The organism is Burkholderia sp. MSMB0856 (genome assembly GCF_001524645.2).
GTDB lineage: Bacteria > Pseudomonadota > Gammaproteobacteria > Burkholderiales > Burkholderiaceae > Burkholderia > Burkholderia diffusa.
Map to the genome: position 1 here is coordinate 400640 of NZ_CP013428.1, position 25260 is coordinate 425899.

Consider the following 25260-nt stretch of genomic DNA (forward strand, 5'->3'; position numbering starts at 1 on the left):
CGCAGATGGCCTGCTGCGCGAAAAGCGCGCGCAACTGCTGCTTTTTTCGGATGCCGGTCGGGTCGACGATAGCGTCAACCGATTCGATGAAAGGAGCACAACCATGAAACTGCTCGGCATGATCAAGCTGGTCCTGTGGAGTTTCTTCGGCGTACGCAACAGCAAGGCGCACGCCGCCGATCTCGCGAACGTCAACTACACGTTGCTGCCGTTCGTGGCGATCGTGCTCGCGGTGCTGGTTGGTGCGGTCATCTACGGCGTGGTGCACCTGGTCGTCGATCCGACCGCGACGATGCAGGGGTTCTGACCGACCGCCGAATCGCGAGCGGGCGAACGTTCCCGCTCCGGTATCCGGCCGCGTGACCGTGCCGGCCATCGAGGTGCCCGCGCACGACGCCAGTCACGCGCACCTCGGCGCCGTCGCCGTGTCGCATGGATCGCGCGGTTTCCGTTCTCGCCTTCCTCGCCCCCGATTTGCCCGATTCCAGGGCAGTCAGCCCCGCCCGGGGTAAAATGCGCGCCGCGCCGCGATGTCGTGCGCGACGGGCATGCCGCCGTTCCAGCGAACGGCGCGCGCAAGTACGTCGCGCCCGTAACGGGGCGTTCGAAGCGTCCCCCCGCATGACAAGCCGCGCGCGATGCAGCCGGCCGCCCGACACGCTCCCGACGAACCGGTCGGCGGCTGCGTCGGTACCCGGCGCGTCACCGTCATCCGATGTCCCATCCAGCGCTTTCCCGATCGATCGGCACGCATGCTGCCCGATCGTCCGATTCGTCTGATGAATGTCGTGTCGACGTTCGCGCCCGGCGTCCGCGGGGCCGCCGCGGGTTCTTGCGCGAGGTCGCGCTTCGCGGCTGCATAACGCGTTTCGAGTGTTTCGACAGGGTCGAGTGGCGAGTTTTCCATCCAGAACAATGACGGTGAATAGAACAACAGCGGCGCCCGCACGGCGGCGGCGCGCGAAGGTCGGGCTTGGCGTCGGTCTCGGCATCACGCTTTTCGCGGCGCAGGCCGCCGCGGCGCAGGCCGCCGCGGCACAGGGCGACGCGCCGGCATCCGACGCCGATGCGGCCGGGGCCGCGACACTGCCGACGATCACGGTCAGCGGCGAGCGCGGCGGCTCGTTTCGCGTGCGCGAGGCGTCGGTCGCGGGGCTCGACGACGCGCCGCTGCGCGACACGCCGGCCTCCGTCAACGTCGTCACGCGGGCGCTGATCGACGACCAGCAGGCGAAGCGGCTGAGCGACGTGGTGCGCAACGATGCGTCGGTCGTCAACGACTATGCGCCGGTCGGCTACTTCGAAGGCTTCGCGATCCGCGGCTTTCCGGTCGATCTCGCGAGCGCAATCCGGATCGACGGGCTGACGGTGTCCGGTGAGCAGAACGTGCCGCTCGAGAACAAGGAGCGTGTCGAGATCCTGAAGGGACTGGCCGGCATCGACAGCGGCGTGGTTGCGCCGGGCGGCGTGATCAACTTCGTGACGAAGCGCTCGGCGAACGTAGCGAGCGTGACGACCGGCGTCGACAGCCGCGGCTCGACGTCGGCGGCCGTCGATCTCGGCCGCCGCTTCGGCCCCGACAATCAGTTCGGCTTCCGGATCAATGCCGCGAAGGAGAACATGCACTCGTACATCGACGGCACCAACGGGCGACGCACGTTCGGCTCGATCGCCGCCGACTGGGACATCAGCCCGCGCGCGAGCCTGCAGCTGAACGCGGAATTCCAGCAGTGGATCCAGCGCTCCGCGCCCGGCTACCAACTGCTCGGCGGCACCGTCGTGCCGTCCGTCAACACGACGTCGAAGGCGCTCGGCACGCAGCCGTGGGCGAAGCCGGTGACGACCGACGCGCTGAACCTGAACGCGCGCTTCGACTACCAGTTCAACGACGACTGGAAGGCCTACATCGCCGCGGGCCGCAGCCGCACGATGATCGACGACAACAGCGCGTTCGCGTACGGCTGCTCGTATGCGCCGAGCTGCGCGGCCGGCACGACGTCGCCGTTCTTCTTCGGCGCGAACGGCGACTACGACGTGTACGATTTCCGCAGCCCCGGCGAATACCGCCGCAACGACGACCTGCGCGCGGTGACGACGGGCAGGTTCGCGACGGGCCCGCTGCGCCACGAGCTGACGCTCGGCGTGAGCGTGCAGCGCCGCGTCGTGCACATGGCGAACGCCGTGTACGACTACGTGGGCAGCGAGAACATCTACGGGCCCGACATCGCGTTCGCGCCGTCGCCGAACACGGCCGGGCCGTCGTATCCGCAGCTCGACTCGTGGCAGTACGGCGTGTTCGGGCTCGACCGCATCAGCATCGGCGAGCACTGGCAGGTGCTCGCGGGCGGCAAGGAAGTGCTGTTGCGCCAGCGCAGCTGGAACAGCCTCGACGGCGACGCGACGCACACCGACCGCTCGGTGTTCCTGCCGCAGGTCGCGCTCGTCTACAAGCCGGTGAACGTGCTGTCGCTGTACGCGTCGTATAGCAAGGCGCTGTCGCTCGGCGACCAGGCGCCGGTGCGCGCGACCAACGCGTATGCGTTCCTGCCGCCGGTCGAATCGCACCAGTTCGAACTCGGCGCGAAATACGACTGGCTCGACCGGCTGAGCCTCACGGCCGCCGTGTTCTCGATCAGCAAGCCGTTCCAGTTCGCCGACCCCGATGCGTCGGGCACGAGCTATACGTTCGTGCAGCGCGGCACGCAGCGCCACCAGGGGATCGAACTCGGTGCGGCCGGGCGCGTGACCGAGCGGCTCGGACTGACGGCCAGCGTCGCGGCGATTCGCGCGCGCGCGTACGATTCGGGTTCGCCGGCCTACGAAGGGCATCAGATCATCAACGTGCCGGCACTGCGCGCATCGCTGTATGCGGACTACGCGGTGCCGGGCGTTGCCGGTCTGAACGTGCTCGGCGGCGTCGAGTACAGCGCCGCGCGCAATGCGAACGAGGAAGGCACCGCGCGCGTGCCGTCGTGGTTCGTGTTCAATCTCGGCGCGCGCTATACGACGAAGATCGCGGGCCATCGCACGGTGCTGCGCGTGTCGGTGGACAACCTGTTCAACAAGTTCTACTGGCGCGACGCGGGCGAGCAGCAGGGCGACGCGTACCTGTTCCCGGGCGCGCCGCGCACCGCCCGCGTATCGTTGACCTATGATTTCTGATCGTCCGGATCCGGCTGCGTGATGCGCGGCCCCGGCAGCCAACCAGGAGAGCACAGACGATGTCCCCACTCGAAATCGCCGGCGTGATCGTCAGCGCGCTCGCGATCTGGCTGACCGCGAAGCGGCGCATGCTGTGCTGGCCGGTCGGGCTCGCGTCGGTCGCGCTGTACGGCTGGATCTTCTTCGACGCGAAGCTGTATTCCGACATGCTGCTGCAGGGCGCGTTCGCGGTGCTGCAGGTGTACGGCTGGCGCCGCTGGATCGCGCAGCGTACGCTGGAGGCGAGCGGCGGCGCGGCGCCGGCCGGCGATGTCGCGCCCGTCACCGGCGTGCGGCCGCGGCAGATGCTGCCCGACCTGATCGCGGCCGTCGTCGGCAGCGCGCTGCTCGGCGGGATGATGGCGCGCTGGACCGACGCGGCGCTGCCGTTCGTCGACGCGTCGCTGACCGCATTCAGCCTCGTCGCGCAATACTGGACCGCGCGGCGCTACATCGCGTCGTGGGGGTTGTGGATCGTCGTGAACGTCGTGTACGTCGGGATGTTCGTGTTCAAGGAACTGTATCTGACGGCCGGACTCTATGCGCTGTTCATCGCGCTCGCCGTCATCGGCTGGCGCGACTGGAGCCGGACGGCCGACGCGCTGCGCGCGACGGCCAGCCCGGCGGGCTGATTCACGGGCCGATTCAACTACGGAGCAGCGTCGTTCATGACATTCCCTCTCGAGCCGAACGCGCCTGCGTCGCGTGACGCCGCCGACGCGCGGGACGTCGCACCGCCGCAATTCGGCGTCGACGGCGAGCACGCCGAACGCGACTGGCCGCTGATGACGCACGACGAAGTCGCGGGCGTGCTGGCGCGGATCGACGGCGTCGGCGCGCCGGCGCGGCTCACGTGGCACAGCCCGCGGCCGTTCTCGGCGGCCGTGCTGGTGCACACGACAGACGAGCGCACGCTGTTCGTCAAGCGTCATCACGTGAGCTTGCGTGATGTCGCCGGACTCGAGGAAGAGCATCGCTTCATCGCGCATCTGCGTGCACGCGATGTTCCGGTCGCCGATGTGCTCGCCGGTCGCGACGGCGCGACCGCGTTCGCATCCGGCGACTGGACCTATGAAGTGCACGTGGTCGCGCCGGGTGTCGATGCGTATCGCGGCGTGATGTCGTGGCAGCCGTTCACGGATCCTTCGCATGCCTACGCGGCCGGCCGCGCGCTGGCCGAACTGCATCGCGCGTCGGCCGGATACGATGCGCCGGCGCGGCCCGTGCGCACGCTGCTGTCGAGTTTCCGCGTGCTGTCGTCCGCCGATCTGGCGGGTGCGCTCGAACGCTGGGTCGATGCGCAGCCGCTGCTGGTGCGTGCGCTCGGCACGCGCGACTGGCGTGGCGATGTAGCGGATACGATCGGCCCGTATCATGCGCGCCTCGTGCCGCTGCTTCCCGCGCTGCCGCCGCTGTGGACGCACGGCGACTGGCATGCGTCGAACCTGCTGTGGACCGACGCCGGCCCCGGCGCACAGGTGCGCACCGTGCTCGACTTCGGCCTGTCCGATCGCACGTGCGCGGTGATGGACGTCGCGCTGGCGATCGAGCGCAATACGATCGACTGGATGGCGCCAGCCGATGCGCGCCGCGTCGAATACGCGCACATCGATGCGCTGCTCGACGGCTACGAATCGCTCGAACCGCTGAGCGACGATGCGTATGCGGCGCTGGTCGCGATGCTGCCGATCGTGCATACGGAGTTCGCGCTGTCGGAAGTCGCGTATTTCGGGTGCATCATCGAGGCCCCGGCGATCGTCGACGTCGCGTACGACGGCTACCTGCTCGGGCACGCACGCTGGTTCGGCGAACGCGACGGACGACAACTGCTCGACTGGCTGGTGCAACGCCGGCGCGCGAAGCGGGGCAGCGTGTAAAGCTGCACGCCGGACGTCGTCGAGCCGGTAAAGCCATTTTCCTTCCGTGCGGCGATCGCACCGCACATTCACTGAAATCATCCGATCCACGAAGCGGACCCTGCTCCCGCAGGACGCCGCACGCCCGCACGCCGTCGCATCCAACATGACGGAAATGTCATCTTCGGCTCATGTTCGCACTGCACCCGATCCGTAGCATCGGTGCGAACCGTTATCGCAGAACCGAACATGCTCAAGCTCACCCTCGCCGTGGCCGTCGTCTTCGCGACGGCCGCGACGGCCCATGCGCAATCGCTGCAGGTCGCGGCCCCGGCCTTGGCCTCGACGGCATCCGCTGTTGCACCGCCGTCCGACGCCGCTTCTTCCCCATCGCTGACGCTGTCCGACGCGCTCGCGGCAGCGGCCCGCAACAACCCGGCGTTGCGCGGCGCGCGCGCGGACGTCGACGCATCGGCCGGCGCGCTGATGCAGGCCGGCGCGCGTCCCAATCCGGAGGTGTCGTTCCTGCAGGAAGGCTTCAGCCGCGCGGAGCGCACGTCGACCGCGCTGATCAACCAGACCATCGAACTCGGGGGCAAGCGCCGCGCGCGGCTCGATGTCGCGTCGTACGGCCGCGAGGCCGCGAATGCGTCGCTCGACGAGCAGGGTGCCGCCGTGCGCGCCGATGTGATCGCGGCGTTCTACGGATTGCTTGCCGCGCAGCGGCAACTTCATGTCACCGAAGAGTCGGCAGCGATCGCCGCGCGCTCGGCTGACCTCGCGGGCCGCCGCGCGCAGGCCGGCAAGGTGTCGCCGGTCGAGGCGACCAAGGCGCAGGTGGCGGCGGCCGGCGTCCAGATCGAGGTGGCGACCGCGCGCGGCCGTGTCGACGTCGCGCGCGAGAAGCTGAATGCGGTGATGGGTGAAGCGCGCGGCGACCGCCGCGTCGCGCTCGGCGATCTGGAAACGGTGCCCGCGGTCGAGGCGTTGTCCGCGCTGATCGCGCAGCTCGACGACGCGCCGCTCGCCCGCGTCGCGCGTGCGCAGATGCTGCGCTCGAACGCGGCCGTGTCGCTCGAACGCGCGCGGCGCATTCCCGACGTGACGGTCAGCGCGGGCATGAAGCGGGTGACGACGGGTGGCGTGCCCGACAACCAGGCGGTGGTCGGCGTGTCGATTCCGATTCCGCTGTTCGACACGAACCGGGGCGCGCTGCTCGAAGCGACGCACAAGGCCGAGCGCGCGAATGCCGATCTCGACCGCGAGCGCACGCGGCTGCGGCTCGAACTCACGCAGGCGTACGCGAATTTCGACGCGGCCGCGCAGGAAGCGCGGCGGCTGAAGAGCGACATCCTGCCCGGCGCGCGGCTCGCGCTCGATGCGATGTCGCGCGGCTACGAGCTCGGCAAGTTCAGCTTCCTCGACGTGCTCGACGCGCAGCGCACGCTGTTCCAGGGGCAATCGCAATACGTGCGCGCACTCGCCGACGCGCATGCGGCCCGCGCCGACATCGGCCGGCTCGTCGGCACGCCGCTCGCGGCCGTCGCGCAATAGCCGCGCTTCTTACCTGAAGGATCATCATGTCACGCAGCAGAATCTTCATCATTGCGGCGGCCGTGCTCGGCGGCGTCGGGATCGTGCTCGGCGCGCTCGCCGTCACGCGAGGCGGCGCGTCCGTGCCCGCGGGAACCGAAGCCGCGCAGGCGGCCGACGGCATCGGCACCGGCTCGCACGGCGGCGTCGTGCTCACGCGCGGCACGTTGTCCGTCGAGATCGTGATGACGGAAAAGCCCGGCGACGCGCGGCTCGTCGTCTATCCGTTCGTCGACGGCAAGCCTGCGACCAAGGGCGTTGCCGTGTCCGGCACGCTGGTGCGGTACGACCGCTCGCACGAACCGATGCGCTTCGACGCGGCGGGCCAGAAGTTCGTGTCGGCGCAATCGATCGCGAAGCCGCACGTGTTCGACGCGACGATCGACGTCAAGGCGGGCAACGAGGCCGCGTCGTTCCCGTTTGCCCGTGCGGACGGCGCGATCGCGCTGACCGACGCACAACTGCAGACGTCGAAGATCGTGCTCGCGAAGGCCGGCCCAGCGCAGATCGCCACGCCATTCCAGCTCCCGGGCGAGATCAAATTCAACGAGGATCGCACCGCGCACGTCGTGCCGCGCGTGGCCGGCATCGTCGAACAGGTGTCGGTGGCGCTTGGACAGAACATCGCGAAGGGGCAGGTGCTGGCCGTGATCGCGAGCACTGATCTCGCGGACCGTCGCAGCGAACTGCTGACCGCCGAACGCCGGTTGTCGGGCGCGCGCGCGACCTATGAACGCGAACGCACGCTGTGGCAGGAGCGCATCTCGGCGGAACAGGACTACCAGCAGGCGCAGGTTCAGTTGCGCGAGGCCGAGATCGCCGTGCAGAACGCGCGGCAGAAACTGGCCGCGCTGAACGCGCCGGTCGGCGCGGGCGCGCTGAACCGCTACGAGTTGCGCGCGCCGTTCGCGGGCACGATCGTCGAGAAGCATGCGACGCCCGGCGAAGCGATCGCCGCAGACGCGAGCATGTTCGTGATCTCCGACCTGTCGACGGTGTGGGCCGAGATGGCCGTGCCCGCGCAGCGGCTGAACGACGTGCGCGTCGGCCGCGACGCGACGGTCAGCGCGACCGCGTTCGAATCGCGCTCGAGCGGCCCGATCGCTTACGTCGGCTCGCTGCTCGGCGAACAGACGCGCACCGCGCCCGCGCGCGTCGTGCTGCCGAATCCGGACGGCGTGTGGCGGCCGGGGATGTTCGTGAACGTGTCAGTCGACGCGGGCAAGCAGGCCGTGCCGCTCGCCGTCACGAGCGACGCGCTGCAGGACGTCGACGGCGTGCCGTCGGTATTCGTGCGCTCGCCGAAGGGCTTCGTCGCACAGGCCGTCGAGACGGGGCGGCGCGACGACCGTGCGACCGAAGTGCTGAAGGGGCTCAAGCCGGGCCAGGAATATGTGGCCGCGAACAGCTTCGTGCTGAAGGCCGAGCTCGGCAAGGGGAGCGCGGAACATGAATGAACGTCACGTATCGAAGGCCCACGCAGTGGACATTCCCCGCTTCGAGGAATCCCGCCATGTTTGAGCGCCTGATCCGCTTTGCGATCGCGCACCGCTGGCTCGTGATGCTGGCGATCGCGGCCGTGGCCGCGCTGGGCGTGTTCAGCTACCAGAAGCTGCCGATCGACGCAGTGCCCGACATCACGAACGTGCAGGTCCAGATCAACACGGCCGCGCCCGGTTACTCGCCGCTGGAGGCCGAGCAGCGCATCACGTATCCGGTCGAGACCGTGATGGCCGGCCTGCCAGGCCTGGAGCAGACGCGTTCGATTTCGCGCTACGGTCTGTCGCAGGTCACCGTGATCTTCAAGGACGGCACCGACATCTACTTTGCGCGGCAGCTCGTCAACGAGCGCATCCAGGAAGCGAAGGACAAGCTGCCCGCCGGCATCGCGCCCGCGATGGGGCCGACGTCGACCGGCCTCGGCGAGATCTACCTGTGGACCGTCGAGGCCGACGCGGCTGCGCGCAAGCCCGACGGCACGCTCTACACGGCGGCCGACCTGCGCGAGCTGCAGGACTGGGTCGTCCGGCCGCAACTGCGAAACGTGCGCGGCGTGACCGAGGTGAATTCGATCGGCGGCTACGTGAAGGAATACCGCGTCGCGCCGAACCCGGCGAAGCTGATGTCGTACGGGCTGACGCTCGCCGACGTCGTGCGCGCGCTCGAACGCAACAACGACAACGTCGGCGCGGGCTACATCGAGAAGCGCGGCGAGCAGTACCTGGTGCGCGTGCCGGGCCAGGCGCGCACCGTCGACGACATCGCGAACATCGTGCTGACCAACGTCGGCGGCGTGCCGGTGCGGATGAAGGAGGTCGGCCAGGTCGACATCGGCCGCGAGTTGCGCACCGGCGCAGCGACGTCGAACGGCGAGGAGGTCGTGCTCGGCACGGTGTTCATGCTGATGGGCGAGAACAGCCGCTCGGTCGCGAAAGCCGTCGCCGCGAAGATGGCGGACGTGAACCGCACGCTGCCGGTCGGCGTGAAGGCGATTCCCGTCTACGACCGCACCGTGCTCGTCGAGAAGGCTGTCGCGACGGTGAAGAAAAACCTGCTCGAAGGCGCGATCCTCGTGATCGCGGTGCTGTTCCTGTTTCTCGGCAACATCCGCGCGGCGCTGATCACCGCGCTCGTGATCCCGCTGTCGATGCTGATGACGTTCACCGGGATGGTCAACGCGAAGGTCAGCGCGAACCTGATGAGCCTCGGCGCGCTCGACTTCGGGATCATCGTCGACGGCGCGGTCGTGATCGTCGAGAACTGCGTGCGACGGCTTGCGCATGCACAGGCCGTCGCCGGCCGGCCGCTGACGCGCGACGAACGCTTCGCGGAAGTATTCGGCGCATCGCAGGAGGCGCGCCGCGCGCTGATCTTCGGGCAACTGATCATCATGGTCGTGTACCTGCCGATCTTCGCGCTCACCGGCGTCGAAGGGAAGATGTTCCATCCGATGGCCGTCACCGTGGTGATGGCGCTCGCGGCGGCGATGGTGCTGACCGTCACGTTCATTCCGGCAGCGGTCGCGCTGTTCATCGGCGAGCGCGTCGAGGAAAAGGAAAACCGGCTGATGGGCTGGGCGCGGCGTGCATACGAACCCGTGCTCGCCGCGTTCATGACGCGCCCCGCGCGCGTGATGCTCGGCGCTGGCGCGATCGTGCTGGTCACGCTCGGGCTCGCGACGCGGCTCGGCAGCGAGTTCATCCCGAGCCTGAACGAGGGCGATCTCGCGGTCGCCGCGCTGCGCATTCCCGGCACGAGCCTGTCGCAATCGGTCGAGATGCAGAAGGCGATCGAGAAGACGCTGAAGGCGCGCTTCCCGGAAATCGAGCGCGTGTTCGCGCGCACCGGCACGGCCGAGATCGCGGCCGATCCGATGCCGCCGAACCTGTCGGACGGCTACATCATGCTGAAGTCGACCGACAAGTGGCCCGATCCGAACAAGCCGCGCGATCAGCTCGTGCGCGAGATCGAGGCGGCGCTCGCGGAACTGCCGGGCAACGCGTACGAGTTCTCGCAGCCGATCCAGCTGCGCTTCAACGAGCTGATCTCGGGCGTGCGCAGCGACGTCGCGGTGAAGATCTTCGGCGACGACATGACCGTGCTGAACCAGACCGGCGAGCAGATCGCGGCCGCGTTGCAGAAGGTGCCGGGCGCATCCGAAGTGAAGGTCGAGCAGACCACCGGCCTGCCCGTGCTGACCGTCAACCTCGACCGCGACAAGCTCGCGCGCTACGGCGTGACGGTCGCCGACCTGCAGGATACGGTGGCCGCGGCCGTCGGCGGGCAGAAGGCGGGGACGCTGTTCCAGGGCGATCGCCGCTTCGACATCGTCGTGCGGCTGCCGGACGAACTGCGCTCCGACATCGAGGCGATCAAGCGTCTGCCGATCGCGCTGCCCGCGCCGGCCGCGGGTGCCAGCGCGCCGCTCGCGCAGGCGCCGTATGTGCCGCTCGCGGAACTCGCGACGATCGAGGTCGCGCCCGGCCCGAACCAGATCAGCCGCGAGGACGGCAAGCGGCGTGTCGTCGTCAGCGCGAACGTGCGCGGCCGCGACGTCGGCTCGTTCGTCGCCGATGCGCGCGAGCAATTGCAACAGGACGTGCGCATGCCGGCCGGCTACTGGGTGTCGTGGGGCGGCCAGTTCGAGCAGTTGCAGAGTGCGAGCGAGCGGCTGAAGCTCGTCGTGCCGCTCGCGCTGTTCATGGTGTTCGTGCTGCTGTTCGTGATGTTCAACAACGTGAAGGACGGGCTGCTGGTCTTCACCGGCATTCCGTTCGCGCTGAGCGGCGGCGTGGTGTCGCTGTGGTTGCGCGGGATTCCGCTGTCGATCACCGCGGCGGTCGGCTTCATCGCGCTGTCCGGCGTCGCGGTGCTCAACGGGCTCGTGATGATCTCGTTCATCCGCAACCTGCGCGACGACGGGATGCCGCTCGACGCGGCCGTGCGCGAAGGCGCGCTCACGCGGCTGCGGCCCGTGCTGATGACCGCGCTCGTCGCGTCGCTGGGCTTCCTGCCGATGGCATTCGCGACCGGCACCGGCGCCGAGGTACAGCGCCCGCTCGCGACGGTCGTGATCGGCGGTATCCTGTCGTCCACGGCGCTGACGCTGCTGGTGCTGCCGGTGCTGTACCGCGTGAGCCACGCTGTGTCGTGGCGAGCGGTATTGCGCGGCGGGTTCGGCGCGGGCGTGCTGCGCCGGCTGGGTTTCTTCAAGGGTAATGCGTGATGCGAATTCTGATTGTCGAGGATGAACCGAAAACCGGCGCCTATCTGCGCAAGGGCCTGACCGAAGCCGGCTATGTCGTCGACTGGGTGGAGGACGGCATCACGGGCCAGCACCAGGCCGAGACCGAAGAGTACGATCTGCTCGTGCTCGACGTGATGCTGCCGGGGCAGGACGGCTGGACGCTGCTGCAGAACCTGCGTCGCAGCAAGTCGACGCCCGTGCTGTTCCTCACCGCGCGCGACGACGTCGGTGACCGCGTGAAGGGGCTCGAACTCGGCGCCGACGATTACCTGGCCAAGCCGTTCGACTTCGTCGAACTCACCGCGCGCATCAAGTCGATTTTGCGGCGCGGCCAGCCGCGCGATTCGAACACGCTGCGCGTGGCCGATCTCGAACTCGACCTGACGCGCCGCAAGGCCACGCGGCAGCGCGACACGATCCTGCTGACCGCGAAGGAATTCGCGCTGCTGTGGCTGCTGATGCGTCGCGAAGGCGAGATCCTGCCGCGCGCGACGATCGCGTCGCAGGTGTGGGACATGAACTTCAACAGCGATACGAACGTCGTGGATTCCGCGATCCGGCGACTGCGCTCGAAGATCGACGACGCCTACGAACCGAAGCTGATCCACACCGTGCGCGGGATGGGCTACGTGCTCGAAGTGCGCGACGGCGCGGCCACATGATCGCGCGCCTGCTGCCGCGCACGCTGCGCGGACGCCTGACCGCGCTGATCATCCTGTCGACGTCGGTGATCCTCGCCTCGAGCGGCGTCGCGCTGTACAAGGCGTTGAGCAATCGCATCGAGACGACGGCGGCCGAGCAGATGGCCGGCATTTCGACCGCGCTGGGCACGCACCTGGCGGAAGCGCCTTCGACGGCCGACGTCGCGCGCAACCCCGATATCTGGATCGACCAGTTGCATGGGCATCCGAACATGGACCTGGCGATCTACGATGCGGCCGGCACGCGCATCGTCGGCACGCCGGGATTCCGGACCTACGCGCCGCTGCTGTCGACGGACGCGGGCCGTATTCCGGTATTCGTCGCGCCGCCCGGCGTACGGCACCAGTATCTGGTGATGACCGTGCCGCTCGCCGGCGCGGGCGCGCCCGTCGTGCGCGTCGCGGTGCAGTACGATCGCAGCGCCGACGTGCTGCTGCTGCGCACGCATGCCTATACGATCGTCGTGATCGAGGTGTTCGGCGTCGTGCTGGCGACCGCGATCGCATACGGCATCGCGGCGCTCGGGCTGAGCCCGCTGCGGCGCTTCGCGGCGCGGGCCGAGCAGATGTCGACGAGCCGCCTGGCCCATCCGCTGCCGGAACTCGAAACGTCAGGTGAACTGAAGGAACTGGAGCATGCGTTCAACGGGATGCTCGCGCGCTTGAACGAATCGTTTACGCGGTTGAGCCAGTTCTCGTCGAATCTCGCGCACGACATGCGCACGCCGCTCACGAACCTGCAGGCGGCCGCGCAGGTCGTGCTATCGCAGCCGCGCGGCGCGGACGAATATCGCAGCGTGATCGAGTCGAGCATCGACGAGTATCAGCGGCTGTCGAGGATGATCGAGGACATGCTGTTCCTCGCGCGCTCGGAGCAGGCCGGCACGTCGATCGACGTGCGGCGGCTCGATGCGGCCGAGGAGGCTTCGCGAGTCGCCGGCTACTACGAGCCGCTCGCGGAGGACGCGGGTGTGTCGGTGAAGGTCGACGGCTACGCATGGGTCGACGCGGATCTCACGCTGTATCAGCGCGCGTTGAGCAACTTGCTGTCCAATGCGCTGGCGTATGCGCCGCGCGGCAGTGTCGTGACGATCGATTGTTCGGAACAGGCTGGCGCGACGACGATCGCCGTATCGGATACGGGGCCGGGCATCGATGCGCAGCACGTCGCGCGGATTTTCGAGCGCTTCTATCGCGTCGATCCGTCGCGGCACAATTCGGCGTCGGGGACGGGCCTCGGCCTCGCGATCGTCCGATCGATCATGGACAACCATGGCGGCGAATGCGGCGTCGACAGCGTTCCCGGCCGGCGCACGACATTCTGGCTGCGCTTTCCGCAGCGGCCGCCGGGTGCGCCGAAGGCGATGCCGGCGGCCCATGCTTGAAATCGCACGCCGGCACGGCCGCGCGTTCGCCGCGATACGGCGGCGCGCGGCACGCTGCCCGCGATCGCGCGGCAGCGCCCGCGCCTGACCGGCATCAGCGGGTCGCGAGGCTGTCGTGATTGTCGGCCTGCGGCGCCTTCTCGCCGGCATGCACCGAAATCCCGTGAAGCTCCTTGTTGCGCGCAACGATCTCGCCGGTCGGCGGGTACTGCGTCTTGCTCGTCGGCACCACGCCGTCGTGCTGCGCCTGCTTCAGTTCGTTGATGACTTCCGCGCGGGTCTTGCCCTGCATTTGTGTTTGCGTTTGTGCGAACGCGGCTTGCGTGGCGATGCCGAGCGACAGCGTCGCGGTGACGAACAGGGCAGCGAGTTTTACCGTTTTCATGGAGCTCTCCTTGATGAGGCCGCCGGGTGGCGATCCATGGAACCAGTATGCGAAAGCAGCCGAGCGTGACCGTGATCGGCAGATGAAAAATCCGTCAGATTGCGCGGCGGCGTATCCAACGTGCGGGCCCTGGCCGACATGACGTAATCGTCATGTTCGGGTCATGCGTGCGATGAACGGAAAGCGGAGCATGTCGCTTGCCGACGGCCGATGGTGTCGTCGGCATGCGCGCCGTTCGCCGCACCGGCATGGAAGGCGGCCGGCTTCGTTTTGACTTTCATTCCGGACCAAACAGTGGATCGTCCCGCCATTCGCCTGTCGTTGCTTGCGTTGCTGATTGCCCCGTTGGTTGCCGGTTGCGCTTCGTCCCGTCCCGATGCAGGAACGGTCGGATCGTCCGCACCGAAGGCCGTGCGCAATGCGGTGCCCGCCGGCCTGACGCCCGGCGAGCAGATCGACTATGCGGGACATCGCTGCGGCAATCCGAACTTCCACGTGAAGACGCACCCGTGCCTGTTCCCGAAGCGAAACGTCACGCCTTGATCCGTCATACTGACGAAAAAAAAGCCCGGCACTCACAGTGTCCGGGCCGAACGCGTGATCGTGCCGTGCGACAGCGATCCGCTTGCGTGGATTGCAACGGGCATCGCCCGTCACGCATTCGATGGTAGCGACACGATGCATCGCGAACCTGATCGAAAGATGAAATTTTCGTCATGCGCGTACCCGCGCGTTGCCGCTGCCCCGATCAGAAGCGATGGCGCAGCCCGAGATTGACGATCCCTTGCGTGCGCGTGCCGCCGTAGCCGTAGGAGCCGATCGACGCCTGCGCCTTCTGCATGCCGCCGTCGAGCGTGCGTTGCTCGCCGTTCGCGCGTTGCCACGCGCCGACCGCATAGAGATCGGTGCGTTTCGACAGCACGTAGTCCGCGCCGGCTGACACCTGATGGTAGGTCGCGCGCGTATCGCCGTGGGCTTTCGTGTAGCTGTAGCCGACGCCGACGAGCAGGCTCGCGCTCGCCTGATAGTTGAAGAAGCCGCGCACGGTATCGTATTTCTGCGTGTTGCGAAACGCCGACATCGCATCGGCCTTGTACTGCGCGTTGCTGTAGTCGATGCCGATCGCGAAGGGCGCGAAGCTATAGCGCAACGCGCCGCGTGCAATGCCGATCGACTTCGCGGAGACGTAGCCGCCGTTGACCAGCGATCCGTCGAACGTGCCGTCGGAGGTGCCGTTCCAGCCGGTCCGGATGCCGTCGGCAAGCGGCGACTTATTGGCAGCGTAGTAATAGCCGCCCGCGACATCGATCGGGCCGTTGCTGTACGAAAGCCCGGCCGACCAAGTTTGTCCCGCGCCCGTCTTGCCGGCCACGCCGCCGAGCGCAACCATACCGACGAACTGGAACCCGGCGATCACGGGGGACGTGTACTTCACCGCGTTGTCGGTTCGCGACGACGTGTCGTAGTTGTCGACGTCGCCGGGCGTCGCATACACGCTGCCGAAGTAGAAATCGCCGGTAATCGGCCATGCGACATCGGCAAGCGCGTCGTACTGGCGGCCGATCGTCAGCGTGCCCCAGCGCGAGCTGTCGAGACCGACGAACGCTTGCCGGCCGAACATCCGGTTGCCTTGCCCAAGCGCGCCGGTATTCGGATTGAAGCCGTTCTCCAGCGTGAAGATCGCCTTCAGCCCGCCGCCGAGGTCTTCCGCGCCTCTCACGCCGAAGCGGTTCCCGAGCAGGTTGCCGTTGCCCAGGCCGACAAGATTCTTGCCGTCTGCATTGGCGTTCCATACATACGTCAGCGACGTATCGAACAGGCCGTAGAGGCTGACTTCCGACGCGTGAACCGCGTGGGCGGTCGTGAGCAGCGCACCGGACAGCATGACGAGCCGAGCTGGAGTGTTCATGTTGGGTCCCTGAGGTTCGAGTTGATCGTTTCGTGCGTCCGTCGATCGTGTCGCCGCGCGTTCCGCGTGCGGGCGACGAATATGGCGAACGTGCAAGCGATTCTGGGAACCGTTCGAATCGCGACGGTGAGGGACAAATGAGAAAAATGTCATCCGCGCGTCATGTGAGTCGCAGCATCTCGTCGATTTGCTTCGCACTGCGATTCAGGGCGGGGCGTGCGATGACGAAATCGTCATCCCGTGTTCATGATCGCGCACCGCCGCCGGATCAATCTTGGAACTCACGTTACCCATTCCGGACAAGGAGCAAAGCTCATGAACATTCGACGCCCCCTGATTTCGATCGCCGTTGCCGCGCTGTCGATCGCCGCTTTCTCGCAGTCGGCCACCGCGCAGTCCAGGACTCGGCAGGAAGTGCGCCAGGAGCTGCTGCGCGCCCGTCACGACGGTGTGATCCCGAGTCCGAAGCACGACTATCCGCCGAGCCCGGCCACCATCGCCCGCAATCAGGAAATCCATCGCGCGACGGTGCATCGCGGCGAATCCGCGCCGGTCGTCGATGCGCATGACAACGGCTTGGCAGTGCGTTGATATTTTTTCGAGGAGGAACGGACGATGCGCAACATGATGAAAGCGATCGCACTGACTGCGTGCCTGACGGCGACAGCCGCGACGGCGGCCGGCTGGCCGGAGCGCGCGCTGTCGCATGCGCCGGAACACGACGTCGGCCGCCGCGCGAGCGAACGGATGCGCTGCGAGTTCGCGGCAGTGCCAACGGGCGAGTGGAGCGCGACGTTTACGCGCGGGCAATGCGAAGTCGGGAACGGGCGGCTCACGTTCCTGCCCGCCGATGCGGGCGCCGTGCCGGCGCCGCTCGCCGAGCAGCGGATCATGCTTCGCGAGGTGCGTACCGCGTCGCATCAGTCGCGCAAATTGAAGGAGCAACTGCAACTGACCACGCGCGACGAAATGATCGCGCTGAACGTGCTGACCGACGACGGCAGCCGCAAGTCGCGCGAGCATGCGATCGACCTGTGGGCCGCATTGCGCAACGAAGGCGTGACGCCTGTCAACGGCACACGCATCGTCGAGACGTATCCGACCGCCGCGACGACGTGGTGATGCTCGCGTTTCAGCCGGCCTTCACCGAACCTTCGATCAGGAAGAACACGATGAAGCCGATGAAGAACGCGGCGGTTGCAAATGGCGTCTCCGGCACTTCGTGCGCCTCGACCAGCAGTTCCTCGGTGACGAGGTAGAGCAGCGCGACCGTGCCGAGCCCGAGCAGCGCTGCGTAGAGATTCGCCGGCAGCCCCGCGAACACCGCATTGCCGACGACGGCCGCGATGCTCAGCAACGCGGCCAGCGCAACGGACACGACGATCGCGAGCAGGCGGCCGACACCTGCCGAAGCCAGCGCCGCACTGACCGACAGCGCGAGGAACAGCACCTCGAGCGTCAGCGCGACGGTCAGGATGATGCCGCTTTCGTCGCTCGCGGAGAACGCGATGCCGAGGACGAGACCGTCGACGACGAGATCGATCGCGGCGACGATGATCAGGCTGACCGGCAGCCGCGCGTCCTCGAAGCGCGTTTCGACCGCGCCGGACAGCGCGCGGATCGCGAGCATCAGCGCGAGGCCGAGCACGAAGCCGACGACGACCGGAAACAGCGCGTGCGCGCGATCCTGCGGCAGCAGCTCGAGCGCGGCCGCCGCGAACACGATGCCGCCGGTGAAATGCTGGATGACGCTCGACGTTTTCGGACCCGGTGCGCGCCATGCGGCGGCGAGCGCGCCGAAGCAAGCCGCCAGCAGCGGCGGTAACGTGAGCAGCGCGAGCTTCGCGGTCGGTGTCATGTGGGCCTCGGCGGTGGAGCATCAACCGGGGATTGAACACCTTGAAGCCGCTTCAAGGTCAAGACATTCGAAGCGGGCGTGTCGGCACGCCCGCTTCGGGTTACAGCTGCGCGAGCGCCTGGTCGAGATCGGCGAGCAGGTCGTCGATGTGCTCGATGCCGATCGACAGCCGCACCGTTTCCTCCTTCACGCCGGCCTTCGCGAGTTCGGCCGGCGACAGTTGGCGGTGCGTCGTCGAGGCCGGATGCGTCGCGAGCGATTTCGTGTCGCCGATGTTGACGAGCCGCGTGAACAGCTTCAGCGCGTCCTGGAACTTCGCGCCGCCGTCGCGGCCGCCCTTCACGCCGAACGTCAGGATGCCGGGCGCGCGGCCCGACAGGTAGCGCGCGACGAGCGGATGATCCGGGTGATCGGGCAGCCCTGCGTAGTTCACCCACTCGACGTGTTCGTGGCGCGCGAGATGCCGCGCGATTTTCAGCGCGTTGTCGCTGATGCGCTCGACGCGCAGCGCGAGCGTCTCGATGCCCTGCAGGATCTGGAACGCGTTGAACGGCGAGATCGCCGCGCCCATGTTGCGCAGCGGCACGACCCGCGCGCGCCCGATGTAGGCGGCCGGCCCGAACGCTTCCGTGTACACGACGCCGTGATAGCTGATGTCGGGCTCGTTGAGCCGCTTGAAGCGGTCCGCGTGCTGCGCCCACGGGAACTTGCCCGAATCGACGATCGCGCCGCCGAGGCTCGTGCCGTGGCCGCCGAGATACTTCGTCAGCGAATGCACGACGATATCCGCGCCGTGTTCGAACGGGCGAAGCAGATACGGCGACGGCACCGTGTTGTCGACGATCAGCGGGATCCCGTGACGATGCGCGACTTCCGCGAGCGCGGCGATATCGGTCACGTTGCCGAGCGGGTTGCCGACCGATTCCGCGAAGATCGCCTTCGTGCGTGCGTCGATCAGCGGCTCGAACGACGCCGGGTCGCGCGGATCGGCGAAGCGCGTCGTGATGCCGTATTGCGGCAGCGTATGCGCGAACAGGTTGTAGGTGCCGCCGTACAGCGAACTGGCGGACACGATGTTGTCGCCGGCTTCGGCGATCGTCTGGATCGCGTACGTGACGGCCGCCTGGCCCGACGCCAGCGCGAGCGCGCCGATGCCGCCCTCGAGCGCGGCGATCCGCTGCTCGAGCACGTCCGTCGTCGGGTTCATGATTCGCGTGTAGATGTTGCCCTGGACCTTCAGGTCGAACAGGTCCGCGCCGTGCTGCGTGTCGTCGAATGCGTACGCAACGGTCTGGTAGATCGGCACCGCGACCGCGCGCGTGGTCGGGTCGGGACGATAACCGCCGTGCACGGCGATGGTTTCGAGTCGCCAGTTCGAAGTGGCCTGATCGGTCATGGGTGCTCCGTCTGTTGTTGTCGTGGTCGAGCGATTATAGGAGCAGGTGCGCTGCCGCCTTTAGAACGAATGGTTGGTTGCTTATGGGGCCGCCGCGCTCGCGGCGAGCGACTTGGCCGGGCTGCACGCGATCAACGTCGCGCCGAACCAGGGCAAGCTGCTGCAACTGCTCGCGACGATTCGCGGAGCCCGGCGCATTCTCGAAGTCGGCACGCTCGGCGGCTGGGACGGGTTTTCGATCTCGATCGTCGGCGCGTGACGTGACGGCGATGCGTCAGCGCGATCGTCGGCGGGCCGTGCGATACGGTTGCGGCTACCGACTTTCATTGCGCGCGCCGCGCTATCCTTTCACGCAGACCACCTGACGCAGCGTGTGCACCACTTCGACGAGGCTGCGCTGCGCCGCCATCACCGCGTCGATGTCCTTGTAGGCCATCGGGATCTCGTCGATGACACCCGCGTCCTTCCGGCATTCGACGCCGCGCGTCGCGCTCACCTGGTCGTCGACCGTGAAGCGGCGCTTCGCCTCGGTTCGGCTCATCGAGCGTCCGGCGCCGTGGCTGCACGAACAGAAACTCTCCGGATTGCCGAGCCCGCGCACGATGAAGCTCTTCGCGCCCATCGAGCCCGGAATGATCCCGAGCTGCCCCTTCTGCGCGGACACCGCGCCCTTGCGGGTCACGAGCACGTCCTCGCCGAAGTGGCGTTCGCGCTGCACGTAGTTGTGGTGGCAGTTCACCGCGTGCTCGTCGAGCGCGAACGGTTTCGCGATCACGCCGCGCGTCGCGCCGATCACCGCATCCATCATCGCCTGCCGGTTGCGGCGCGCGTAGTCCTGTGCCCAGCCGACCGCCTCGACGTAATCGTCGAAGTGGCGGCTGCCCTCGGTGAAATACGCCAGATTGCGATCCGGCAGGTTCGCGATGTGCTGCCGCATGTCGGCCTGCGCGAGCTCGATGAACAGGCTGCCGATCGCGTTGCCGACGCCGCGCGAGCCGCTGTGCAGCATGAACCACACGCGTCCGGCCTCGTCGATGCACACCTCGATGAAATGGTTGCCCGTGCCGAGCGTACCCAGATGCGCACGGTGGTTCGTCTTCTCCAGTTTCGGATACTTGTCGACGATCCGCTGAAAGCCCGGCAGCAGCGACTTCCACGACTCGGTCACGGCGGGCGGCGTGCGATCGCCCCATGCTCCGGGATCGCGGCGCCCCGGCACGCGGCCGTGCGGCACCGCGCGTTCGATCGCGCCGCGCAGCCCGCCGAGCGAGTCCGGCAGGTCCGCTGCCGTGAGCGTCGTGCGCGCTGCCATCATCCCGCAGCCGATATCGACGCCGACCGCGGCCGGAATGATCGCGCCTTTCGTCGGAATCACGCTGCCGATCGTCGAGCCCTTGCCGAGGTGGACGTCCGGCATCACCGCGACGTGCCTGAAGATGAACGGCATCTGCGCGGTGTTGCGCAACTGCGCGCGCGCGTCGTCCTCGACCGCGACGCCTTGCGTCCACATCTTCACCGGTTTGCCGTTCGACAATTCCATCACCTGGAATTCGTCGCTACTCATTTGCTTCACCCTTCATTCCACTATTCGCGTCCGGCGCGGCGTTCAACCGCTCACGCGCGGCAGATCGCGATGATCTCCGCGCTGGCCGCGTCGTCGAACGGCGCGCCGTGCCAGTCGCCGCACCATTCCGCCGACGTGAAGCCGGCGGCCGCCACGCGCGCCCGCAGGTCGGGCTGCGCGATGAAGCGCAGCCGGCTCGCGTTCTTCATCCGCGTATTGTCGCGCTGAAAGTGGTAGACCGTGTCGAACGACACGATCGGGCCCTCGACCGCGGTGACCGCATGGTGCAGCTCGACGCTGCCGAACTCGGGCGAATCGATGCGGGACGCGGACGCCTGCGGCGTCCAGCCACGCCACGGCTCGACACGCGGGTTGCGGGTGTCGAACAGGAAGCGGCCGCCGTCGGCCAGCACGCGCCGCACGCCGTGCAGCGTCGCGTCGATGTCCGCGTCGGTCAGCAGGCACTGGAATGCGTGTCCGGTCATCACGACGGCATCGAATGGCGCGCCGGGCGGCAGGCTGCCGAGATCGCACGCGAGCCAGCCGACCGCGCCGGCGCCAGGCTGGCGTCGCGCATGGTCGATCATCGCGGGCGCGGGATCGATCGCGACGACGTCGTGCCCGGCCGCCGCGAGCCGGCGCGCGAACGTGCCGGTGCCGCAGCCGAGATCGAGAATCCGCTGCCGTGCGGTGCCGATGCGCGATGCGTAGAACGCGAAGTCGCGATCGCCTGCGTTGAACCGGTCGTAGACCGCGACGAGGCGCGGGTCGGTATAGAGGATTTCGCCGGCGGTTGCCGCGTCGGACGCCATGCGAAACGCGCGCGTCAGCGTTGCTGGACCGCGACGCGCAGCCCGAGCGCGATGAAGATCGAACCGATGATCTTCCCCTGCCAGCGCGTGAGCCGCGCAAGCCGCTTCACGAGGCGGCCGAGCGGGCGGATCGAGCACGCGATCAGCGTCGTGTAGAGCGAGCTGAGCACGACGAAGATCAGCCCGAGCACCGCGAACTGCACGAACGTCGAGCCGCGTTCCGGATGCACGAACTGCGGCATGAATGCGAGGAAGAACAGCGCGGTCTTCGGGTTCAGCACTTCGGCGGGAATCGCCTGCAGGTATGCCTTCAGCGGCGTGACGGGCGACACTTTCGGCAGCGACGGGTCGGACGGCCTGTCGAGCAGCGCACGCACGCCGAGGTAGATCAGGTACGCGGCGCCGACCAGCTTCACGACGTTGAACGCGAGCGCCGACGTCATCAGCAGCGCCGACAGCCCGACCGCCGCGAACAGCGTGTGCACGAAGTCGCCGCTCGCGACGCCGAGCCCGGTCAGGATGCCGGTCCTGCGGCCGCCCTGCACGGTGCGGCTCAGCACGAGCAGCACGGCGGGGCCGGGAATCAGGAACAGACCCAGGACGACAGCGGTGAAGGTGGTCAGCGTGGTCAGGTCGAACATGGCGGCTCCGGCAAGGTTGGCGCAGCGCGGGGGACGACGCGGCGGCGCGAATGTTCCGATCATTCACTGCTCGATTCGCCAGAATATCAGCGTTTCGGGCATCGATGCTTGCGCCGGCCGCCGGCCTTCAGCCGCCCGGCTCCCCCGCCAGAAAATCCACGAACGCCCGTATCCGCGCGGACATCTGATGCCGCTGCGCATACACCGCATAGATGGCCGCGCTCGGCGTCTCGTAATCCGGCAGCACGACGACGAGGCGCCCGTCCGCCAGATAGCGCGGATATCCCATTCGGCGCGCATCAGGATCCCGTGCGCGGGAGCCGTGCGGCTGTAGAGACACTCGGGCGCACGGGCCGGCGTTCATACCGCGCCCGATACGAAGACGACGAGCCGCATGGAACGCGCGTGCAGAAACCTGTTTGTAATATCGAAACGATTAGAAAAATTGTTCGATAGCGAGCCCTAAAGAAACATCAAGCCCCGCCGTTACCCTTTCTCGGTAGCGCACCAAAGTATTACCAAGCCGCACGACAGCTGCCGGCAGGCGTTCCGCTGTCTGGACGCGCCGCAATCATGTTCATGTCGATCACGGGAACCCACGGCTTCCAGTGCTCGATCCCGTACGTGCCGCGAGCGGCCGGTTACAGCTTCATCGCCTGCGGTCAGGTCATCAAACAATAAGCGTACGGCCGACTCGCACGCAGCACCTGGACGCGCCACGTGCGACGGCCCGGCGAAAACGTTCCGTCAACAACAAAAAGCCACACACCTCATGAAGAACTCATCCAAAGCCACCCTGTTCGCTTGCGGCCTGCTCGTGACGCTGCTTTCCGGCTGCGTCACGTTGCCGAACACCGACATGAAACCCGAAGCACGTCAGAAACTGCATTCGATCGCGATCCTCGAAGTCAACGAGCCGAAGCGTGTCGCGGTCATCAATCTTGGCGGCGCGGCGGGCGGGTTCGGCCTGATCGGCGCGCTCGCGCAAGCCGCCGTCAATGCGAGCCATTCGAGCACCTACACGGATCACGTGGCGGCCGGCAAGATCGTGTTCGCACCGGACATCGTGGACGGCGTCACCGGCCGCCTCACCAGCAACGGCTATCAGGTCGTGAAGCTGGACGGCCAGAAAGTGAAGCTCAGCGACGACGGCAAGTCGGACGACTACTCCGCGATCCAGACCGACGCGGATGCCATCATGAACGTCTGGTTTACGTCGTTCGGCTATATCTCGCCGCCGACCGAGCCCGATTACATTCCGTGGGTGGTCGTCCGCGCGCGCATTCTCGACGCGAAGACGAAGCAGGACATCTATTACAAGACGTTCGCATGCGGCTACGACATCAAGTCGAACAGCGTCCACATCGACAGCGATTTCGCTTATACGTACGGCAGCTTCAGCGATCTCGAGAAGAATTTCGACAAGTCGGTGGAAGGGATCAAGTCGTGCGAGAAGTCGGTCGTGGACACGATCGGTCAGGATCTGGCCCGCACGCCGGCGCCGGCGCAGGCAACTGCGACTGCTTCTACCGCGATGACGACGACCGCGACCGGGACGGCCACGGCATCGAAATGACCATGACGCGACGGCTGGTCTGGATCCGGCCGTGCCTGAAGGGGGAGGGAAGGAAGTGCTGCACGCAGCCGGGCGGTTTTCATGCCGCCCGGCTGCCCGCGAAAACGGCTTGCTTACTCGCCGCTGTCGCTCTTGATCTGCGGCAGCGCCGAAGCTTCACCCGGCGTCAGCAGGCCGACTTGCGAATACACGCGCAGCTTGTCGCGCGTATCGGTGATGTCGAGGTTGCGCATCGTCAGCTGGCCGATCCGGTCGCGCGGCGAGAACGTCGATGCCACCTTCTCCATCGACAGGCGTTCCGGCTGATACGTGAGGTTCGGCGACTTCGTGCTCAGGATCGAGTAGTCGTTGCCGCGGCGCAGTTCGATCTTCACTTCGCCGGTGATCGCGCGCGCGACCCAGCGCTGTGCCGTTTCGCGCAGCATGATCGCCTGCGGGTCGAACCAGCGGCCCTGGTACAGCAGGCGGCCGAGACGGCGGCCGTTCTCGCGGTACTGCTCGATCGTGTCTTCGTTGTGGATGCCGGTGACGAGACGCTCGTACGCGATGTACAGCAGCGCGAGGCCCGGGGCTTCATAGATGCCGCGGCTCTTCGCCTCGATGATGCGGTTCTCGATCTGGTCGCTCATGCCGAGGCCGTGGCGGCCGCCGATGCGGTTCGCCTCGAGCAGCAGCTCGACCTGGTCCTTGAACTCGACGCCGTTCAGCGCGACCGGCTGGCCCGCTTCGAAGCGCACCGTCACTTCCTCGGCGGCGATCTTCACGTCGTCGCGCCAGAACGCGACGCCCATGATCGGGTTCACGATCTTGATGCCGCTTTCGAGGCTTTCCAGATCCTTCGCCTCGTGCGTCGCGCCGAGCAGGTTCGAGTCGGTCGAATACGCCTTCTCGGCCGACATCTTGTATGCGAAGCCGGCCTGGTTCATGAATTCGGACATTTCGGCACGGCCGCCGAGCTCGTCGATGAACGTCTGGTCGAGCCACGGCTTGTAGATCTTCAGATCCGGGTTCACGAGCAGGCCGTAGCGGTAGAAGCGCTCGATGTCGTTGCCCTTGTACGTGCTGCCGTCGCCCCAGATGTTGACGCCGTCTTCCTTCATCGCGGCGACGAGCATCGTGCCCGTCACGGCGCGGCCGATCGGCGTCGTGTTGAAATACGTGACGCCGGCCGTCGTGATGTGGAACGCGCCGCTTTGCAGCGCGGCGATGCCTTCGGCGACGAGCTGCGCGCGGCAGTCGATCAGGCGGGCGCCGGCTGCGCCGTATTCGATCGCGCGTTTCGGGATCGCGTCGTAATCGTCTTCGTCGGGCTGGCCGAGGTTCGCCGTATATGCGTACGGGACGGCGCCCTTCAGTTTCATCCAGTGCAGCGCGGCGCTGGTGTCCAGGCCGCCGGAGAAGGCGATACCGACCTTCTGGCCGGTCGGGAGGCTTTCGAGAATCGTGCTCATAGGAATTACCGTGGATTGAAGCCGGTGGGATCGTATTTCGCGGAATATGCGAGTATCGGCTGTCCGGGAAGTTGGGGCAAGACCTGATTTTCGCGCCAATACGTCGTCGGGCCTGTCGCGGCGGGCCCGGCGGCGGTTAACCGGCCGGAGAATCCGGCGGGAACCGGCCGCGGGCGGCTGTCGAA

Annotated in this window: 21 protein-coding genes and 2 pseudogenes; 14 read left to right on the forward strand and 9 right to left on the reverse strand. The window is 67.3% G+C overall.

Annotated features, from left to right (window positions below; genetic code table 11):
* Positions 1 to 103: 103 nt before the first annotated feature.
* The 9 genes from WS87_RS19420 (at position 104) to WS87_RS19460 (ending at position 13483) form a co-directional block, all read left to right on the forward strand.
* A complete protein-coding gene (locus tag WS87_RS19420; RefSeq protein WP_059531896.1) occupies positions 104 to 307 on the forward strand; it encodes a DUF2970 domain-containing protein in 204 nt (67 codons plus the stop codon).
* Between the two features lie 608 nt (positions 308 to 915).
* Positions 916 to 3162: a TonB-dependent siderophore receptor gene (locus WS87_RS19425; RefSeq protein ID WP_059818667.1), complete on the forward strand. Its 2247-nt coding sequence runs from the start codon at positions 916 to 918 to the stop codon at positions 3160 to 3162.
* A gap of 59 nt (positions 3163 to 3221) precedes the next feature.
* Positions 3222 to 3833: a nicotinamide riboside transporter PnuC gene (gene pnuC / locus WS87_RS19430; RefSeq protein WP_059531890.1), complete on the forward strand. Its 612-nt coding sequence runs from the start codon at positions 3222 to 3224 to the stop codon at positions 3831 to 3833.
* A gap of 36 nt (positions 3834 to 3869) precedes the next feature.
* Entirely contained in the window at positions 3870 to 5078 is a 1209-nt protein-coding gene (locus WS87_RS19435) for a phosphotransferase enzyme family protein (protein ID WP_059818668.1), read from the forward strand.
* A gap of 228 nt (positions 5079 to 5306) precedes the next feature.
* Positions 5307 to 6611: a TolC family protein gene (locus WS87_RS19440; RefSeq protein WP_059818669.1), complete on the forward strand. Its 1305-nt coding sequence runs from the start codon at positions 5307 to 5309 to the stop codon at positions 6609 to 6611.
* A gap of 26 nt (positions 6612 to 6637) precedes the next feature.
* Positions 6638 to 8107 carry an efflux RND transporter periplasmic adaptor subunit gene (locus WS87_RS19445; protein ID WP_059818670.1) on the forward strand — a complete coding sequence of 490 codons (1470 nt, stop codon included), beginning with the start codon at positions 6638 to 6640 and terminating at the stop codon, positions 8105 to 8107.
* 56 nt (positions 8108 to 8163) lie between these two features.
* On the forward strand, positions 8164 to 11376 hold the full coding sequence (locus WS87_RS19450; protein ID WP_059818671.1) for an efflux RND transporter permease subunit: 3213 nt from the start codon (positions 8164 to 8166) through the stop codon (positions 11374 to 11376).
* A complete protein-coding gene (gene irlR, locus WS87_RS19455) occupies positions 11376 to 12059 on the forward strand; it encodes a heavy metal response regulator transcription factor IrlR (protein ID WP_059450488.1) in 684 nt (227 codons plus the stop codon). Before WS87_RS19450 ends, irlR begins: the two co-directional genes overlap by 1 nt.
* A complete protein-coding gene (locus tag WS87_RS19460) occupies positions 12056 to 13483 on the forward strand; it encodes a heavy metal sensor histidine kinase (protein ID WP_059818672.1) in 1428 nt (475 codons plus the stop codon). Before irlR ends, WS87_RS19460 begins: the two co-directional genes overlap by 4 nt.
* A 94-nt stretch (positions 13484 to 13577) precedes the next feature.
* Here the strand turns inward: WS87_RS19460 and WS87_RS19465 are convergent, their stop codons facing one another.
* Positions 13578 to 13868, reverse strand: a complete 291-nt coding sequence (locus WS87_RS19465) for a DUF4148 domain-containing protein (RefSeq protein WP_059531872.1) — start codon at positions 13866 to 13868, stop codon at positions 13578 to 13580.
* Between the two features lie 294 nt (positions 13869 to 14162).
* Between WS87_RS19465 and WS87_RS19470 the strand changes: the two genes are divergently transcribed.
* Entirely contained in the window at positions 14163 to 14411 is a 249-nt protein-coding gene (locus tag WS87_RS19470; RefSeq protein WP_236873256.1) for a hypothetical protein, read from the forward strand.
* 205 nt (positions 14412 to 14616) lie between these two features.
* Here WS87_RS19470 and WS87_RS19475 read toward each other — a convergent pair whose 3' ends face one another.
* Positions 14617 to 15777, reverse strand: a complete 1161-nt coding sequence (locus tag WS87_RS19475; protein WP_059818674.1) for a porin — start codon at positions 15775 to 15777, stop codon at positions 14617 to 14619.
* Positions 15778 to 16023: 246 nt separating this feature from the next.
* Here WS87_RS19475 and WS87_RS19485 point away from each other — a divergent pair, with 246 nt between their 5' ends.
* Together WS87_RS19485 and WS87_RS19490 are read left to right on the forward strand one after the other, a co-directional pair.
* Entirely contained in the window at positions 16024 to 16368 is a 345-nt protein-coding gene (locus WS87_RS19485; RefSeq protein WP_236873266.1) for a DUF4148 domain-containing protein, read from the forward strand.
* A 33-nt stretch (positions 16369 to 16401) separates the two neighbouring features.
* Entirely contained in the window at positions 16402 to 16899 is a 498-nt protein-coding gene (locus tag WS87_RS19490; RefSeq protein ID WP_236873257.1) for a hypothetical protein, read from the forward strand.
* Between the two features lie 10 nt (positions 16900 to 16909).
* Here WS87_RS19490 and WS87_RS19495 read toward each other — a convergent pair whose 3' ends face one another.
* Positions 16910 to 17635, reverse strand: a complete 726-nt coding sequence (locus tag WS87_RS19495; protein ID WP_059818676.1) for a ZIP family metal transporter — start codon at positions 17633 to 17635, stop codon at positions 16910 to 16912.
* Positions 17636 to 17735: 100 nt separating this feature from the next.
* Complete coding sequence (locus WS87_RS19500) at positions 17736 to 19031, reverse strand: O-acetylhomoserine aminocarboxypropyltransferase/cysteine synthase family protein (protein ID WP_059818677.1); 1296 nt, start codon at positions 19029 to 19031, stop codon at positions 17736 to 17738.
* Positions 19032 to 19122: 91 nt separating this feature from the next.
* On the opposite strand from WS87_RS19500, the pseudogene WS87_RS19505 reads away from it, so the two are divergent.
* Positions 19123 to 19257: pseudogene (locus WS87_RS19505) on the forward strand (methyltransferase); the annotation flags it as partial.
* A 114-nt stretch (positions 19258 to 19371) separates the two neighbouring features.
* On the opposite strand, the gene WS87_RS19510 reads toward WS87_RS19505, so the two are convergent.
* From WS87_RS19510 to WS87_RS19525, 4 genes and pseudogenes are all read right to left on the reverse strand, one after another.
* Entirely contained in the window at positions 19372 to 20595 is a 1224-nt protein-coding gene (locus WS87_RS19510) for an RtcB family protein (protein WP_059818679.1), read from the reverse strand.
* 50 nt (positions 20596 to 20645) lie between these two features.
* The gene (locus WS87_RS19515) at positions 20646 to 21407 is read right to left on the reverse strand and encodes a class I SAM-dependent methyltransferase (protein WP_059818680.1); all 762 of its coding nucleotides are present in this window, start codon (positions 21405 to 21407) and stop codon (positions 20646 to 20648) included.
* A gap of 14 nt (positions 21408 to 21421) precedes the next feature.
* Complete coding sequence (locus WS87_RS19520; RefSeq protein ID WP_059818681.1) at positions 21422 to 22048, reverse strand: LysE family translocator; 627 nt, start codon at positions 22046 to 22048, stop codon at positions 21422 to 21424.
* Positions 22049 to 22175: 127 nt separating this feature from the next.
* Positions 22176 to 22360, reverse strand: a pseudogene (locus WS87_RS19525) (LysR substrate-binding domain-containing protein); the annotation flags it as partial.
* A gap of 460 nt (positions 22361 to 22820) precedes the next feature.
* On the opposite strand from WS87_RS19525, the gene WS87_RS19530 reads away from it, so the two are divergent.
* Positions 22821 to 23624, forward strand: coding sequence for a hypothetical protein (locus WS87_RS19530; RefSeq protein WP_059818682.1), 804 nt, complete (start codon positions 22821 to 22823; stop codon positions 23622 to 23624).
* Between the two features lie 113 nt (positions 23625 to 23737).
* On the opposite strand, the gene argG is transcribed toward WS87_RS19530, so the two are convergent.
* The gene (gene argG / locus WS87_RS19535; protein ID WP_059531840.1) at positions 23738 to 25075 is read right to left on the reverse strand and encodes an argininosuccinate synthase; all 1338 of its coding nucleotides are present in this window, start codon (positions 25073 to 25075) and stop codon (positions 23738 to 23740) included.
* Between the last annotated feature and the right edge of the window lie 185 nt (positions 25076 to 25260).

Bases quoted from the DNA above. Each gene is read 5' to 3' on its own strand.
- WS87_RS19530 (WP_059818682.1), top strand. From the start codon at position 22,821: ATGAAGAACTCATCCAAAGCCACCCTGTTCGCTTGCGGCCTGCTCGTG.
- WS87_RS19475 (WP_059818674.1), bottom strand. From the start codon at position 15,777: ATGAACACTCCAGCTCGGCTCGTCATGCTGTCCGGTGCGCTGCTCACG.
- WS87_RS19500 (WP_059818677.1), bottom strand. From the start codon at position 19,031: ATGACCGATCAGGCCACTTCGAACTGGCGACTCGAAACCATCGCCGTG.
- WS87_RS19435 (WP_059818668.1), top strand. From the start codon at position 3,870: ATGACATTCCCTCTCGAGCCGAACGCGCCTGCGTCGCGTGACGCCGCC.
- WS87_RS19450 (WP_059818671.1), top strand. From the start codon at position 8,164: ATGTTTGAGCGCCTGATCCGCTTTGCGATCGCGCACCGCTGGCTCGTG.
- argG (WP_059531840.1), bottom strand. From the start codon at position 25,075: ATGAGCACGATTCTCGAAAGCCTCCCGACCGGCCAGAAGGTCGGTATC.
- WS87_RS19445 (WP_059818670.1), top strand. From the start codon at position 6,638: ATGTCACGCAGCAGAATCTTCATCATTGCGGCGGCCGTGCTCGGCGGC.
- irlR (WP_059450488.1), top strand. From the start codon at position 11,376: ATGCGAATTCTGATTGTCGAGGATGAACCGAAAACCGGCGCCTATCTG.
- WS87_RS19465 (WP_059531872.1), bottom strand. From the start codon at position 13,868: ATGAAAACGGTAAAACTCGCTGCCCTGTTCGTCACCGCGACGCTGTCG.
- WS87_RS19510 (WP_059818679.1), bottom strand. From the start codon at position 20,595: ATGAGTAGCGACGAATTCCAGGTGATGGAATTGTCGAACGGCAAACCG.
- WS87_RS19425 (WP_059818667.1), top strand. From the start codon at position 916: ATGACGGTGAATAGAACAACAGCGGCGCCCGCACGGCGGCGGCGCGCG.
- WS87_RS19520 (WP_059818681.1), bottom strand. From the start codon at position 22,048: ATGTTCGACCTGACCACGCTGACCACCTTCACCGCTGTCGTCCTGGGT.
- WS87_RS19495 (WP_059818676.1), bottom strand. From the start codon at position 17,635: ATGACACCGACCGCGAAGCTCGCGCTGCTCACGTTACCGCCGCTGCTG.
- WS87_RS19460 (WP_059818672.1), top strand. From the start codon at position 12,056: ATGATCGCGCGCCTGCTGCCGCGCACGCTGCGCGGACGCCTGACCGCG.
- WS87_RS19490 (WP_236873257.1), top strand. From the start codon at position 16,402: ATGATGAAAGCGATCGCACTGACTGCGTGCCTGACGGCGACAGCCGCG.
- WS87_RS19515 (WP_059818680.1), bottom strand. From the start codon at position 21,407: ATGGCGTCCGACGCGGCAACCGCCGGCGAAATCCTCTATACCGACCCG.
- WS87_RS19440 (WP_059818669.1), top strand. From the start codon at position 5,307: ATGCTCAAGCTCACCCTCGCCGTGGCCGTCGTCTTCGCGACGGCCGCG.
- WS87_RS19485 (WP_236873266.1), top strand. From the start codon at position 16,024: ATGATCGCGCACCGCCGCCGGATCAATCTTGGAACTCACGTTACCCAT.
- WS87_RS19420 (WP_059531896.1), top strand. From the start codon at position 104: ATGAAACTGCTCGGCATGATCAAGCTGGTCCTGTGGAGTTTCTTCGGC.
- pnuC (WP_059531890.1), top strand. From the start codon at position 3,222: ATGTCCCCACTCGAAATCGCCGGCGTGATCGTCAGCGCGCTCGCGATC.